The 15,048-nt window shown below is 69.5% G+C and carries 13 protein-coding genes; 4 read left to right on the top strand and 9 right to left on the bottom strand.

Annotation, left to right across the window (positions count from 1 at the left end):
• Positions 1-37 precede the first annotated feature (37 nt).
• Positions 38-1,456 carry a M20/M25/M40 family metallo-hydrolase gene (locus ABD289_RS04195; protein ID WP_344126697.1) on the top strand — a complete coding sequence of 473 codons (1,419 nt, stop codon included), beginning with the start codon at positions 38-40 and terminating at the stop codon, positions 1,454-1,456.
• Here ABD289_RS04195 and ABD289_RS04190 read toward each other — a convergent pair whose 3' ends face one another.
• From ABD289_RS04190 to ABD289_RS04165, 6 genes are all read right to left on the bottom strand, one after another.
• Positions 1,457-1,651, bottom strand: coding sequence for a PspC domain-containing protein (locus tag ABD289_RS04190; RefSeq protein WP_344126695.1), 195 nt, complete (start codon positions 1,649-1,651; stop codon positions 1,457-1,459).
• Between the two features lie 92 nt (positions 1,652-1,743).
• The gene (locus ABD289_RS04185) at positions 1,744-2,127 is read right to left on the bottom strand and encodes a hypothetical protein (protein ID WP_344126693.1); all 384 of its coding nucleotides are present in this window, start codon (positions 2,125-2,127) and stop codon (positions 1,744-1,746) included.
• 326 nt (positions 2,128-2,453) lie between these two features.
• The gene (locus ABD289_RS04180; protein WP_344126691.1) at positions 2,454-2,849 is read right to left on the bottom strand and encodes a hypothetical protein; all 396 of its coding nucleotides are present in this window, start codon (positions 2,847-2,849) and stop codon (positions 2,454-2,456) included.
• A 28-nt stretch (positions 2,850-2,877) separates the two neighbouring features.
• A complete protein-coding gene (locus ABD289_RS04175) occupies positions 2,878-4,509 on the bottom strand; it encodes a glycosyltransferase family 87 protein (protein WP_344126689.1) in 1,632 nt (543 codons plus the stop codon).
• Between the two features lie 85 nt (positions 4,510-4,594).
• Positions 4,595-7,591, bottom strand: coding sequence for a transglycosylase domain-containing protein (locus ABD289_RS04170; protein ID WP_344126687.1), 2,997 nt, complete (start codon positions 7,589-7,591; stop codon positions 4,595-4,597).
• 98 nt (positions 7,592-7,689) lie between these two features.
• Positions 7,690-8,094 carry a DUF5318 domain-containing protein gene (locus tag ABD289_RS04165; protein WP_344126685.1) on the bottom strand — a complete coding sequence of 135 codons (405 nt, stop codon included), beginning with the start codon at positions 8,092-8,094 and terminating at the stop codon, positions 7,690-7,692.
• Between the two features lie 250 nt (positions 8,095-8,344).
• Here ABD289_RS04165 and ABD289_RS04160 point away from each other — a divergent pair, with 250 nt between their 5' ends.
• Positions 8,345-8,908: a PadR family transcriptional regulator gene (locus ABD289_RS04160; protein ID WP_344126682.1), complete on the top strand. Its 564-nt coding sequence runs from the start codon at positions 8,345-8,347 to the stop codon at positions 8,906-8,908.
• Between the two features lie 44 nt (positions 8,909-8,952).
• Complete coding sequence (locus ABD289_RS04155) at positions 8,953-10,050, top strand: inositol-3-phosphate synthase (protein ID WP_344127135.1); 1,098 nt, start codon at positions 8,953-8,955, stop codon at positions 10,048-10,050.
• 106 nt (positions 10,051-10,156) lie between these two features.
• On the opposite strand, the gene ABD289_RS04150 is transcribed toward ABD289_RS04155, so the two are convergent.
• Positions 10,157-11,005 (bottom strand): sensor domain-containing diguanylate cyclase, encoded by an 849-nt coding sequence (locus tag ABD289_RS04150; RefSeq protein WP_344126680.1) that lies wholly within the window; start codon positions 11,003-11,005, stop codon positions 10,157-10,159.
• A 300-nt stretch (positions 11,006-11,305) separates the two neighbouring features.
• Here ABD289_RS04150 and ABD289_RS04145 point away from each other — a divergent pair, with 300 nt between their 5' ends.
• Positions 11,306-12,586, top strand: coding sequence for a glycosyltransferase 87 family protein (locus ABD289_RS04145; RefSeq protein WP_344126678.1), 1,281 nt, complete (start codon positions 11,306-11,308; stop codon positions 12,584-12,586).
• 213 nt (positions 12,587-12,799) lie between these two features.
• On the opposite strand, the gene ABD289_RS04140 is transcribed toward ABD289_RS04145, so the two are convergent.
• A complete protein-coding gene (locus ABD289_RS04140) occupies positions 12,800-13,918 on the bottom strand; it encodes a hypothetical protein (protein WP_344126676.1) in 1,119 nt (372 codons plus the stop codon).
• Positions 13,919-14,075: 157 nt separating this feature from the next.
• Positions 14,076-14,900 carry a hypothetical protein gene (locus ABD289_RS04135; RefSeq protein WP_344126674.1) on the bottom strand — a complete coding sequence of 275 codons (825 nt, stop codon included), beginning with the start codon at positions 14,898-14,900 and terminating at the stop codon, positions 14,076-14,078.
• Between the last annotated feature and the right edge of the window lie 148 nt (positions 14,901-15,048).

Below are 15,048 nucleotides of genomic sequence, written 5' to 3'. Positions count from 1 at the left end.
CCCACATCGCGGGACGGGCGGGCATAGGATCGCGGTCGTGGATCGAGCAGCAGTGACCAAGACCGTGGACCAGGCGTGGAACGACTCGGTGCTGCCGAGCCTGAGCGAACTGGTCAGGATTCCCGCCGTGTCGCCCGCCTTCGACGCCGACTGGGCGAACTCCGGGCACCTGGACGCCGTGATCGAGCACGTGCGGGCCTGGATCGACGACCGGGGCATCGAGGGCGCGAACGTCGAGGTCGTGCGACTGCCGGAGCGCACGCCGCTGCTGCTGGTGGACGTCCCCGGCAACGCGGGCGCCGAAGACGACGACACCGTGCTGCTCTACGGGCACCTGGACAAGCAACCGCCGGTGGGCGGCTGGTCCGAGGGCCTGGACGCGTGGACCCCGGTGATCCGCGGTGACAAGCTCTACGGCCGCGGTGCCGCCGACGACGGCTACTCCGGGTACGCGGCGGTTACCGCGATCGAGGCGGTTCGCGCGCACGGCGGTGCGCACCGGCGCTGCGTGGTCCTGCTGGAGACCGGCGAGGAGTCCGGCAGCCCCGACCTGCCCGCCTACCTGGAGCACCTCTCCGAGCGGCTCGGCCGGGTGTCGCTTGTGGTGTGCCTGGACTCCGGCGCCGGTGACTACGAGCGGATGTGGCTGACCAACTCGCTGCGCGGCATGGTCTCCGTGGAGGTCACCGTCAAGGTGCTGGACAGCGGCCTGCACTCGGGCATCGCCAGCGGGATCGTGCCCAGCTCGTTCCGGGTGATGCGCCAACTGCTGGACCGCATCGAGGACCCCGCGACCGGCGGAATCCTGCTGCCCGAGCTCAACGTGGACATCCCGGCCAACCGGATCGCCGAGGCCCGCGCCGCGGTCGAGGCCGTGCCGGGCATGGTGCGCGGCTCCGTCCCGTGGCCGGACGGGATGCGGCCGGTCAGCGAGGACGAGGTCGAGCTGGCGCTGAACAACTTCTGGCGCCCCACCCTGTCGGTGATCGGCGGCGAGGGCCTGCCGGAACCGGCCGACGCGGGCAACGTGCTGCGCCCGTCGACCACGCTGGTGCTGAGCTTCCGGCTGCCGCCGACGGCCGACCCGGAGGCCGCGCTGGCCGCGGTCGAGCGCGAGCTCACCGAGGACGTGCCCTACGGCGCGGAGGTGACCATCGGCTCCAGCGAGGCCGGTCTGGGCTGGAACGCCCCGGACGTGGCCCCGTGGCTGGAGACGGCCATGGACCAGGCGGGCGACGAGGTCTTCGGCGCGCAGTGGCGCACCATGGGCCTGGGCGGTTCGATCCCGTTCATGGGCCTGCTGCAGCGCGCCTACCCGGACGCCCAGTTCGTGGTCACCGGCGCCCTCGGACCGGACAGCAACGCCCACGTCCCGGACGAGTCCCTGGACCTGCCGTTCGCCGCCAAGATCACCTCGGCGATCGCCTACATCCTGGACGCGCACGCCCGGCGCTGATCAGGACTTCGGGATGAGCACCCACAGGACGAGGTAGACCACGAACTGCGGTCCGGGCAGCAGGCAGGACACCAGGAACAGGATGCGCATCGTCGTCGGCTTCATCCCGAAGCGGCGGGCCAGCCCCGCGCAGACCCCGGCGATAAGCGCTTCGTCGTGCGGACGGGTGAGTGAAGTGGAGCTGTAAGCAGTCATGTCTCCACCCTCGCCGACATCGGCCCGCGAAGCCTCAGGGCGAGCCCTGGTCCTTGCCCTGACCACACCGGTCGGGGAAGGACCGGCGAGGGCTAGCGGGCGGCGTGGGAACGCGCAACCAGGAGTCGACCGACTGCGAACGCGATCACCGCGACCGCAGCTACCGCGAACACCGCTGTGGTGAGGTTGACCTGCCAAGGAACCTGGTTCGCATCCATGGATCCATCGGGATAGACGCACTGAACGCTGTACTGGTACCCGAGGATTTCCGCATGAAGAAGCCGCGCGCCCGTACCCTGCCCGCAACTGTCTTCCGGATCCAAGAAAAAGCCGTACGAGCCAGCTACAAAAAAGCAGTCCAGGACACCCAGCAGGAGCCAAGCTGCCACCTCGAACGGCACCTTCGGCGAACCACGCGAAGAAAACAGCACCTGCTTGCGGATGAACGCGTGGGCGACTTTGACCAGCAAAAACATCGGAGTCAAAGTGAACGCCAAAAACGCGACCGAAAACAATGCCATATACCCGCCCGCCTTCCGGGCCAGTAATCGATATCAGCCCCCGCCAGAACGCACAGCTCACGCTATGTCTGAATCATCCCAAGTGCAAGGATATTCGTGTCTCCCCGGTGCATCGCTCCCCGGACGTCGAGTTGGCTGACCGAGACGCGGCGGGATCCCCCTTCCGCATTTCACGGACATCGGAGCGGTTCGGGCGAAATGGGCAGTGAAAATACGAGGATCGGCCGCGGCGCTTCGCGCTGCGACCGATCCTCGTCGTGCGGGCTGGGAGGGACCGCGACTCAGCAGGTGGGGTGGTAGGTCCTGGTGGCCAGGACCTTGTCGCCCGAGGTGACCTCGACCAGGACCTGCTTGTTGTTCGGGATCGAGGTCGAGGAGCTCACCAGACCTTCGGCGCCGACCGCGCCAGAGCCCTTGACCTCGCCGTTGACCTTGAACTGGTACTCGGTCATCGGCGCGTCCGGGCCAGCGGTGATGCGGTACCCGACCACCGGTGTGTGCGCCGCGTCCTGGAAGGCCTCCTGCAGTTCGGGGACCATCGCCACGGTCGAGCTCAGGTCCTGGCACTTCACCTCGCCGAGGTGGACCTGGACCGGTTGCGGGGCCGCGGTCGCGGGAACGGCCAGGGCCGTGGCGGCCGCTGCGGCGAGGACTGCAGCTGCGGTGGTTCGAAGCATTGCTCAGTACACCTCCGGTGGTGTGTGGTCAGCGCTTCGAAGCTAGAGGTGATGGCCGCCTTCGGACAGCTGGTTGGCCCCAACGTGCGACGCCCGGTAGTACGAAGTGATCCCGAGCGCCGTCGAGGAAGCCGCCGCAGGGATCGTCCACCGCGCCTGCCGGTCGCTCGCTGCGAGCCGAGAGCGAGACCCGGACCTTGTCCCGGACCGGGTTGAGGATCTCGTGGACGATCACCGCGCACAGCAGCACGACCATCAGGTCCCGCAGCACGACCGCGCCAAGGAACCAGCCCTCCGGAAGCCCCTTGTTGGCCGTGCCGAGGTAGTAGTACATCCGCGGGGCCCAGACCGCGGCGTCGACGAACATCCAGACCAGCAGCAGGCGCCAGCGGGGCACCGCCAGCACCGCCAGCGGAACGAGCCAGAGCGAGTACTGCGGGCTCCACACCTTGTTGGTCAGCAGGAACGCCGCGACCACCAGGAAGCACAGCTGGGCCAGGCGCGGCCTCGTCGCAGCCGCCAGCGCGAGCCAGCCGATGGCGGCGCAGGCCAGCAGGAACAGCAGCAGGCTGACCGCGTTGAGCAGCACCGGGATGCCGTCCGACCCGGCGTCGAAACCGGACCAGCCGGTGAAGTGCATCAGCACGTTGTAGATCGAATCCGGATCCGCCGGGCGCGAGCTGTTGAGCCGGAAGAACTCTCCCCAGCCGACCGGGAAGGCCAGCCATATCGGCAGGTTCACCGCCAGCCAGGCGACCGCGGCGCTGAGCACCGTTCGCGCGGCCTCCGGCAGCTTCCCGGCGCGCCAGGCCAGCACCAGCAGCGGACCGAGGAACAGCAGCGGGTAGAGCTTGGTGGCACCGCCCAGGCCGATCAGCGCCCCTGCCAGCACCGGTCTGCGCCGCGACCAGGCCAGCAGGCCGACCGTGCTAAGCGCGGTGGCCAGGGCGTCGAAATTGGTGTAGGCGTGCACGAACACGAGCGGGGACAGCGCGGCGATGGCCGCGTCCCAGACGCGCCGGCGGCACAGCGCCACCACCGCCCAGATGGTCACCAGCCACGCGCCCGCCAGCCACAGCGCGCTGATGTTGAAGTACAGCACCGTCAGCAGCCCGGTGGGCAGCACGCCGAACCCGGCCAGGGTGGCCCAGCCGTCGGCGGCACGGGCGTTGATCCACTGGAACAACCCGGTGAGCACCGGGTACTCCATGTACCGGACGTGCTCCTCGGGAGTGCCCTCGTTCTCCACCCAGCCGGTCTTGTACGGGAACGCGTCGTCCGGGGCGAGATCGCCCATGCCGTAGCGCGGGATGATGTCCGTGTAGCACATGGCGGTGTACTGCTTGCTGTCCCGCCAGTCCAGCTGCGTTCCGGACTCGGTCTCGTAGGTGGTCTGGCAGGGCGCCTTGAACAGCCACCCCGCCGCCAGCAGCAGCACCGCGAGCAGCAGCACCACGCGCAGCGGGGTGAAGAACCACTGCCGCCCGACCTGCGCGTGCCTGCCCATCGGCCCGCCGAGCACGCGGCTGAGCTGCCTGGCCGTCGACTCGGTCCACGTGGGAGCGACGCGGTCGGCGGGGCCCAGCGAATCGCGGTCCACCGGAGCCGAACTCACCTGTCGCGCGGCCGGTTCGCTCTCGGTCGAGGGATCAGTGGACACGCCCGGATGCTACTCGGCGGTGAGAAGTGAACGAGGCACCCGCCGGATCGGCGGGTGCCTCGTTCACTCGGATCGGTAGGTCCGGCTAGTTGCCCCAACCACCTTCGTCTTCCGGGTCACGTCCGAACTGGTCCGGCACGGACTCGGTGGAGGTCGGTTCCTCCTGCGACGACTCCTGATCGCACGGCGGCTGGAACAGGCCGCCGCAATCATCGCTGCCGTTGCCGTTCCCGTTGCCGGGCTGCGTGGACGAGGTCGGCGGTTCCTCCGAGGTCTCCGACGGCATCGTCTCCGAGGTCGGCGGCTCGCTGGATGTCGGCGGAGGCGGCGGCGGAGCCTTCTTGAACCGGCCGATCGGATCGGCCTTCTTGAACTGCTCGACCGGCTTGTCCTCGTGGTAGATCCGCATGAACTCCTGCCACGCGCTACCCGGGTACTTGGAGCCGTAGAAGCTGACGCCGCTGTTGTCCTCCAGCGCCGCCGGCATCTGTTTCTCGGTGCCCATCATCGCCACCGCGGCCGAGAGCTGCGGAGTCGAACCGATCATCCAGGCGTTCTGGTTCTTCTTGGTGTCCCGGAACTGGTGCGTACCGGTCTTGGACAGCACCGGCCGGTCCAGCCCGATCTTCGCGTGGTCCGCGACCTCCAGCATCGAGGAGAGCGTGTTGAAGGCCAGCTTGTTGGCCATGCTCGCCGACTCGTCGTAGAGGGTGGTCGGCTCCTCCTGCTGGTACCGGACGGTCTGCCCGTCCCTGCTGGTGGCGGAGTCCACGATGTGCGGCTCGAAGTGCTTGCCCTGGGCGGCCAAGGTGCCGTAGGCGCTGGCCATGTCGATCGGCTTGACCTTGTACATGCCCAGCGCGATACCGGAGTGCACCAGACCGTCCGGGCTCTGCAGCGACGGCCCGCCGCCGTAGTCACGCGGGATGCCTGCGTTGTAGGCGGCCTCGGCGATGTTGGGCGGGCCGAGCTGCGCGGCCATGTTGACGAACACGGTGTTGACCGACTTGGTCATGGCCTCGCGGAGACCGCAGCGCTGCGGGTCGTCGCACTCAACGCCGGGGGCGTTGGCGAACTCGGTACCGGCGATCTCCTGCGGGCTGCTGCCGTCGTAGGTCTCGCCGACGCCGCGTCCCTTGTGCAGTCCGGCGAGCGCGACGAACGGCTTGAACGAGGAACCCGGCTCCTGCGGTGCGTCGACCCAGTTGTAGCCACCGACCTGACCGTCGCCGTAGTAGGCCTTGACCTCGCCGCTGCCGGGTTCGACGGCGACCAGGGAGCTCTTGACGGTGTCCGGCAGGTTCTCCTTCTGCGTCTCGATCGCCTTGATCGCCGCGCCCTGCGCCTTCTTGTCCAGGGTGGTGCGCACGGTGTACCCGCCGCGCGAGAGGGTGCCCTGGTCGAGGCCCTGCTCGGAGAGCTCGTCGATCACCCGCATCTGGACCATGTACTGCTCGGGGGTCAGCCGGCTGTCCTTGCGCCACGCCTTGCTCGGGCGGGTCTCCGGAAGCGCCATCTGCTGCCGCTCGGCCTTGGAGACGTAGCCGTTGACCTCCATCTGGTCGGCGACGTACTCGAACCGATCGGTCGCCTGCTTCAGGTTCTCCCGCGGGTCGTTGTCCGTCGGGCGCTGCACCACGCCGGCCAGCAACGCCGCCTCGGAGGGATTGAGGTCCTTCGGCGCCTTGCCGAAGTAGGCCTCGGCCGCCTCGGTGATGCCGTTCGCCCCACGGCCGTAGTAGGCCGTGTTCAGGTACGACACCAGGATCTGGTCCTTGGGGCGGTCATTGGTGATCTTGAACGCCAGCACGATCTCCTTGACCTTGCGGACGTAGGCCGGGTCCTTCTGGTTCAGCTCCAGGTCCAGCTTGATGAACTGCTGGGTGATCGTGGAACCACCACCGACGCCGGAGCCGGTGAACATGAAGTACACCGAGCGCAAGATGCCGGTGAAGCTGAACCCGGGGTTGGAGTAGAAGTTCGCGTCCTCGGCCGCGATGGGCGCGTGGCGCATCGCCGGGGCGACCTCGTCGATGCTCTTGACGACCTCGCGAGCCTTCGAGTCGGCGATCGTCGCCATCGGGCTGCCGTCGGCGAACTCGATCGTCCACGGCTGCTTCATGTTGAGCAGCTTCTGCTCGTCCGGCGGCTGCCAGACGATGTAGCCGTAGATGAACACCACGACCGGGATGATCACCGCCGCTGCCGCGGCCAGGTAGCAACCCCGTCGGACCCGCCGCCACAACACGGCGCGCTTGGCTTGCTGGGCACTCATTTCGTCGTCCGGATCCTCGCTGAACTCGACGCCGCCCTGCGCCGCGCCGACGGTCTCCGAGGAGCCCGGGCCCGGCGGGACGTCCGACCCACCGTGGGGGTCCGCGTCGAGATCATCGTCGTAGTCGGCGTAGTAGTCGTAGCTTCCCTGATCTTGATGGGTGATCAGGTTCGGCTCGCGACCGGCTCCCCCCGCGGCGGCACCGGCGGCACCCGCAGCCGCCGCACCAGCGGCTCCGGCAGCGGCTCCGCCGGAACCGGAACCCTCGGCGGGGGTTTTCGGAATGTTCTGGGTCGGCTGTTCTCCGGGCGGCGTCGGCCCGCCCGGCGGACCCTGGCGCGCGGCGTCCGGCCCGGGCGGTGGCCCGGGACGTCCCGGCGGGCCCGGCGGCGGCGCTGCGGGCGGTTGGCCCGCCGGCGGATCGGGCTCGTCGTCACCGCTGAGCCTGCTGCTCAGCGAGGAACCCGACGACGAATCGTCGTCGAAGTCCGGTGTCCAGGCACCGGTCTGCTCCTCCGGTTCCTCCGGCCACTGCTCGGCACCCGGCTGCTGCCCGGGCGGCGGCCCCGGGCGCTGCGGGCGGCCGGGTGGCGGAGGCGGCGGGTTCTGCCCGCCCTCGCCCGGCCACGCTGGACCACCCCCGCCGGGGGGCGGGGGTGGCGGACCTGGCCGGTTCGGTGGTGGTTGTGGTGGCCGCCCCTGGCCACCGGGCGGCGGGCCCTGGGGCGGGGGTGGCGGAGTGGGACGACCCTCGGGGTTCTGCGGCCGGGAATGCCGACCCGGCTGGTCGTCTCGCTCGTCGTTCACGAGTTGGCCTCCAGTGGCGTCGGGGCGACGCCGGTGATGCGTTCACGTCGGGGTTGCGCCGCATCGGCGCGAGCGCTCGCGGGGACCACTGAGCGAGCTCACTCTGCTGCAGTCTTGCGCCGGGAAGGTCGATCGTTCAACCCACCGGTTCCCAGCACGTACGAAAGCACCAGGTGGTTCCAGTTACATGTGCGACATACCTCGACGATGTAGACGTTGAACTCCTCGTACTGGTTCGCCATCCGGTCGAGCTCTTCGGGCTTGCGCGCCTGTCCGGACGCGTTCTTGAGCTCGTCGCCGAACACCCAGGCAACGTTGGTCAGCGGTTCTCTCCGGCACACCGGACAGATCGTTTCGCTGGGCTCACCGTGGAACTTCGCCGCCTGCACCAGGTACGGGTCGGCGTCGCAGACCTCTGACACCCCGACGCGGCCAGCGTGCAACTGCGTCAGCAGCGCTCGGCGCTGCAACGCGTAGTCGACCACCTGCCGTTGGGTCCGCACGACCACAGGGTACGTGCTGGTTGGGACTCCTCCATGCGCCCGTTCAGGGCAGGCGTGCCTGGCCGGGGCCGCGAGCAGTGATGATGCCCACGCCTGCGAACCGCTGGACGTTATACCTCGATATATCGGCGCGATATAATCCGAACGGAGTTCCCCCGGGGGCTGCGGACAGACGAGTCCCCGCGCGGAGTTCCGGTGGTTTCCCAGAGAGCAACGTTGATCGGCAGCGGGACGCCGGCAGGAGGTGCACATGCTCGAACTCGCCGTGCTCGGGCTACTGCACGACTCCCCGATGCATGGCTACGAGCTGCGGAAACGGCTGAACGACTCGCTCGGCGTGTTTCGCGCGCTCTCCTGCGGATCTTTGTACCCGACGTTGCGCAGGCTGCTGCGCGCCGGGCTCATCGAAGAGGACGCCGGGGACGCCGCCGGTTGGGGGCGTCGCACGCGGCGGGTCTACCGGATCACCGAAGCGGGAGTGCAGCGGTTCACCGAACTGGTGGCGGACTGCGGCCCGCGGGCCAGCGACGACAACGCCTTCGGCGTGCACATGGTGTTCTTCTCGCGCACTCCGGCCGACGTCCGGCTGCGAATCCTGGAGGGGCGCAGGCGACGAATCGAGGAGCGCCGCGACGAGCTGCGCAGCGCGCTGAGCAGCGACACCGGCAGCCTCGACCGCTACACCCGCGAGCTGCACCGGCTCCGCCTGGACCACAGCGAACGCGAGGTTCGCTGGCTCGAAGAGATCATCGAAACCGAACGCGCCGAGCAGGCAGCTGCCTCGGCATCCGGCCGGCCGGAAGCCGGCGGGTGAGAAGTGCGAGGACACGACTGATGAGCAAGAAGGAGGCCCCTGCCATGGGCGAAGATCGTCCCGGCCACGCCGTACGAGTGGCGATCGTCGGCGTCGGGAACTGCGCTGCATCGCTGGTGCAGGGTGTGCACTACTACGCCGATACCGAGCCGGGAAGCAACGTCCCCGGCCTGATGCACGTCACCTTCGGCGACTACCACGTCAACGACGTGAAGTTCGTCGCCGCGTTCGACGTGGACGCCAAGAAGGTGGGCCGGGACCTCTCCGAGGCCATCGTCGCGAGCGAGAACAACACCATCAAGATCGCCGACGTCCCGCCGCTGGGCGTCACCGTGCAGCGCGGGCACACCCACGACGGTCTCGGCATGTTCTACCGGGAGACCATCGAGGAGTCCGACGAGCAGCCGGTCGACGTCGTGCAGGCGCTCAAGGACGCCGAGGTCGACGTGCTGGTCTCCTACCTGCCGGTGGGCTCCGAGGACGCCGACAAGTTCTACGCCCAGTGCGCCATCGACGCGGGCGTGGCCTTCGTCAACGCGCTGCCGGTGTTCATCGCCTCGGACCCGGAGTGGGCGCAGAAGTTCACCGACGCGGGCGTGCCGATCGTCGGCGACGACATCAAGTCGCAGGTCGGCGCCACCATCACGCACCGCGTGCTGGCCAAGCTCTTCGAGGACCGGGGCGTGCACCTGGACCGCACGATGCAGCTCAACGTCGGCGGCAACATGGACTTCCTGAACATGAAGGAGCTCGACCGGCTGGAGTCGAAGAAGACCTCCAAGACGCAGTCGGTGACCTCTCAGGTCGGCCGGGACATGGGCAAGAGCAACGTGCACATCGGCCCGTCGGACTACGTCCCCTGGCTGGACGACCGGAAGTGGGCCTACATCCGGCTGGAGGGGCGCGCCTTCGGCGACGTGCCGCTGAACCTGGAGTACAAGCTCGAGGTCTGGGACTCGCCGAACTCGGCGGGCATCATCATCGACTCGCTGCGCGCGGCCAAGATCGCCAAGGACCGCGGCATCGGCGGCCCGATCCTGTCGGCTTCGTCCTACTTCATGAAGTCCCCGCCGGAGCAGTACGCCGACTCCGCCGCCTACCAGGCGGTCGAGGACTTCATCGCGGGCAACGCCGAGCGCTGACCGGCGACGACCGCGAACAGCGCGAGGAAGGGGCACCCGCGAGGCTTCCGCGGGTGCCCCTTCGTTCGGCAGGGGTCGAATCCTTCCCCACGGTCACCTCCCTCCCTCAGCGTTGGAGCTGTTGCTCCGCGCGTGCCAGCACGGAGTGCACCGAGGCGTATCCGTCCGTGGTCACCCAGGACACCCGCAGGCCGGGGCGTTCGCGGCGGCGGCCGACGCGGACCGGCCAGCCCGCCACCTCGCGCGTCTGAGCGGCGATGCGCTCGCCGGTTCCGCTGGGGTGCTCGGCCACCACCGCGAACTCGTCGCCTCCGTAGCGGGCGACGGTGTGCTCGTCGGTCATCCCTTCGCGCATCCTGCTCGCCAGCGTGTTCAGCAGCTCGTCGCCGCGCTCGAAGCCGTGCCGCTTGTTGATCTCGGCGAGCTTGTGCACGTCGACGAGCACCAGCGTGGACAGCGTGCCGCGGCTGCGGGCCCTGGTCAGCGCCTGCTCCAGGCGGTCCAGCAGCAGGACCCGGCCGGGCAGTCCGGTCAGCGGATCCAGCAGGCCCCGGCTGTGCGGGACGTCGGTGTGCACCGGCTGCAGCAGGACCAGCACGCGGCTGCGGCCCTGCACGCGAACCGCGTGGTAGTCGGCCCAGACGCGGCTCTGCGACTGCCCGCCGCGGACGATGACCAGCGGAATGGACATCGGCGTGCCCGCCCGCAGCACCTGGCCGGCCAGGTCGGCCCAGTCCGGCATCCGAGCGCCGGTGTCATCGCGCACCTGCCAGCCGTCTGGCCGGTTCCCGGTCAGCAGATCCGACTTGGCCAACTGCATCAGATCGGCCGCGACATCGTTGGTGGCCAGTACCTGACCCCGCTCATCGGTCAACAGCATCCCGACGTTCAGCCCGCTGACCAGCTCATCCCACATCGGTGCCAGCTGGGCCGTTGCCACGTCAAGGACACTCATTGGGCCCTCCCCTCACCCGCCGAATGGAGCAGTCCGCTTGAGCCTCCCCTCGCCGCGGGGCCTCTTTCAAGAGTGAAGCCACCACCCGTAACGGTGGTATTTACGCAGTGCACATAACCGTGCGTCAGTTCTTCAACCTTCATTCACCCACGAGACGTGTCAGTGCGTTCGACTTGATCGTTCGGGCAGGTGAATCGAGGGACATATGGGGTGGATCCGACGACCGATGCCTCCGGCCTGGCCTCCCACCGCAGATCTCTACCCTGTTCGCAGGTGGCAGCGAGAGAATGGTGCAAGGAGATGCCCGTAAACGCGGACCGGGTTCCGCTCGCCGACCGGCTCCGCGAGCAGCGGACCTTCCTGGCGGCCGTCGCGGTCGCGGAGCTGATCGCGCTGGTCATGGTGTCCACGATCAACACGCACGACCACATCGACGGCGAGGTGTACCGGCTCGGCGCGCAAGCGCTGCTGCGGGGCGAGGACCTGTACCACAACCTGCCGGCCACCGAGTCCGGGCTGAACCTGCCGTTCATCTACCCGCCCTTCGCGGCGATGGTCTTCGCACCGCTGGCGCTGGTGCCCAAGACGATCTCCACCGCGGTGATCATGCTGGTCAGCCACGTCGCGCTGCTCGTCTCGCTGTACGTGGTGCTGCGCGAGTCGATGTTCCTGCGGGCCCACCGGGACAAGGTGCTGCTGGTCTCCGTCGGGCTGCTACCGCTGGTGACGATCAGCGAGCCGATCATGGAGACGCTCACCTACGCGCAGATCAACCTGGTGCTGATGGCGCTGGTGGTGGTCGACTGCCTGTGGCGGGTCAACGGCACCAAGAAGCTGCCCTACCCGCGCGGCCTGCTGATCGGGATCGCGGCCGGCATCAAGCTGACACCGCTGGTGTTCCTGCTGCTGCCGCTGCTGCGCCGGGACTTCCGCATGATCCTCACCGCGCTGCTGACCTTCCTCGGCACCGCGCTGCTGGGTGCGCTGGTGACCTTCGACAACGCGCGCCGGTTCTGGCTCGAGGAGATGTTCGCCAGCTCCAACGTGCAGTTCGGCCCGAAGTTCACCGGGGACGCCTCGGTCTACGCGGGCAACCAGTCGCTGCGCTCGCTGCTGACCAAGCTGCACGTGCCGCACCTGACGATCGTGTTCGCCGTGCTGGCGGCGCTGGTCCTGGTGATCGCCGTGCTGGGGATGCTGCACGCGATCAAGCAGCGGGACCTGCCGATGGCGGTGACCATCAATGCGGTGCTGGGGCTGATGCTCTCGCCGATCTCCTGGTCGCATCACTGGGTGTGGGCGATCCCCGGCCTGATCCTGCTGATCGGCGCCGCCTACGTGCGACGGGACTTCGGCGCGGTGGTGCTGTTCTCGGTGATCGGCGGGTGCTTCATGTTCGGGCCGCACTGGAAGGTCCCGCAGGGCGACGGCCTGGAGATGCGCTGGAACGCCTTCGAGAAGTTCGTGGGCACGTCCTACGTGTGGTTCGGCCTGGCGCTGCTGGCCGCCTACGCCTACCTGTGGTGGCGCCATCGCGGGGAACTCCCGGAGACCGCCGACCCGCGCGGCGAGGAGTCCTAGGAGGTGTTTCAGCCCGCCGTTCGCGCGGCGGTCCGGCTGCCCTCACCCGACGACGTCCGAGAACCCGCCGCGGCGCCTTCCGAGTCCCACACCTGAGACGGCGCGTACCGGCCGCCGTCGCCCGGCGAGGTGGGCGGCTCCCGCACCCGATCGAAGCGGTCCCGAACGACGAACGGCCCCGTCCGAGCGGACGGGCCCGTTCTTCGTCGCGGATCAGATGCGGGCCATGACCACCGTCTCGGCCTCCTCGAAGCTGCGGATCATCTCCGGGGTCAGCGCGGGCATCGGCGTGGTGGCGTCTCGCACGTCCGGCATCTGGCCCAGCAGCGGGGAACCGCCGGTGCCGGGCTGCTCGTCGAGGGCCGCGTTGATGCGGCTCGGAGCCGGCACCGAGGTGTGCCCGCCGTCCAGGGCGTTGAGCTGTCCGAGCCCCGGCAGCGGGGCGGAGACGCCCGGACCACCGCGCACCGAGGTGCCGACGATCTTGGCCAGCTCGGGGGCGGTGAGCCCGTCCAGCGGCGGGACCTCGGTGGCCTTGGCCTGGTCCTCACCGGGAACGTGCAGCGGCACGAACTCGGCGCGCGGGGTGGGCTCCACCGGGATGATCGACAGCGCGTTGGCCAGCACCAGCGGCGGCACCGCGTGCAGCCGGTCGCGGAAGCCCGGCAGCTCGGCGTCGGTGAGGTCGACCGAGTCGAACGCCAGCACGTCCGACTCCTCCTGGCCGATCAGCGGGGCTTCGTCCTGCTTCACCAGCGGGTCCCACAGGTCCACGATGCCGTCGGCCTGGCCGAAACCGTCGAAGTAGACCAGGTCGTCGTGCGGGATGACCAGATCGGCGGCCGTCTCCTCGCGCTGCACCACCTCGCCGATCGGGCCCGCCCAGCTCAGCGAGCGCTGGAAGCCCTCGGACGGCGTGACCGGCGGCTGGCCGTGCGCGGAGCGACCGAGGTCGAGCGGCTTGGCCGCGCCCGGATCGGCGACCCAGCCCGCCAGCTGCAGCGGCGAGTCCAGGAAGCGCAGCGCGGGGAGCTCCCGGGTCATCTCGTTCTCGACCGAGGGCATCAGGTCGCGCTCGACGTCGAGGCGGCCCGCCAGCGCGGGCTCCGAACGCTCGTCGATCACCGGCCGGTTGTACTGCGCGTCCGCCGGGAACAGCTCACCGGTCAGCTGGTCACCGTTGGGCGCGGTGCCCGCCTGACCGGGGGCGGGCGCGCCCTGCGGCATCGGACGCTGCGGGGATTCTCCGGCGGACGCGACCCCCGAACCGACGGCCAGCATGCCACCAGTGACCAGCGCGGCCTGAACTCCGCGCTTCGCCCAAGTCTGCATGGATCTCTCCTTAACCAGGTCCCCAGCTCGTGGGGAAACAACTTCGGGGGCGCCGCACCGCACCAAGACCTTGCGCGTGGTTCGGGCGGCGGAGGGGATTTGCGCACGTTCGCGGCGCACGAGTCCGCCGCGTCGCGGACTCGTCGCCGGGCGCGGATCAGTCGGGGCTCGCCCCTGGCTGTGGTGCGGGCACGCCGTGCAGGACGGTGTCGTTGTGCTGCGCGAGCGCGCCGCGAGCGATGTGCTCGTCCTCCGGCGCGGCCGGGTGCCTGCCCAGCGCGGCACCGGTCTGCTGCAGGTCGGCGGTGTGCACCGACGCAGCGCCGGTGGAGACGGGCAGCCGTTCGTCGCGCGCGGGCGGCGTGGGCGCGCGCTGGGGTTCGGGGGTGTGCCGCTCGGTGATCGGCGCGGACGGCGCGCTCTCTTCCGCTGCGGTACCGGCGGACGGGGAGTCGTGGATCGGGGGATCGGTCGCCGCGACCTGCGGGGATTCGTGGCGCGGCTGCGCCGGTTCGGTACCGGCGGTCGGGGGCGGGGTCGGGGTCGTCATCGACGGCTCCGGCGCTGGGGCATCGGTCTGCTGTCCACTGGGGACGGATTCGGACTCGACGATCGGCAGCGTCTCGGCGACGTGCCGGACGCCTTCGGCGGGGTCCCGCAGCGCACCGTCGATCGGGGTGAGCAGTCGCTGCGCCGGTCCGGAGCGGACCAGGGCTCGGGGGTCGAGGTCGTCCAGCGGGGACGCCGCGGGACCGGCACCGGTCCGCGAGTCCACGATTCCGGGCGTCTCGGTGGAATCAGTGGCCTGCGCGACGACCGGTGCCTGCTCGTCGGCCTGCGGCTCGGCGGCGTTCGCCGGATTCCCGGCGCCTGCCAGCCAGGCCGCGGAGGTGCTCACCACCGTCGCTCCCGCCACGACGAGCGCACGCCCCAGCAACCGCCTCCTACCGGCGGCCGGACTCGTGCGGTCACGGACGGACATCGCGGTGCAGAACCTCCTCGGCCGGTGTGACTCCCCACTGGAGCTCGTCCTCCCTTGCGCCGCGCAGCCTTTCAAACCGCGACCCGGTTTGATAAGCGAAGGGAACACGGTTCGCTACATCGTGTTACATGCACCGAGTTGCGGGTCG

Source organism: Saccharopolyspora halophila (assembly GCF_039531955.1).
In the GTDB taxonomy this organism is placed as follows: Bacteria; Actinomycetota; Actinomycetes; order Mycobacteriales; family Pseudonocardiaceae; genus Saccharopolyspora; species Saccharopolyspora halophila.
The sequence above is the reverse complement of the archived record's forward strand: the minus strand, read 5'-3'. Positions and strand labels throughout refer to the sequence as shown.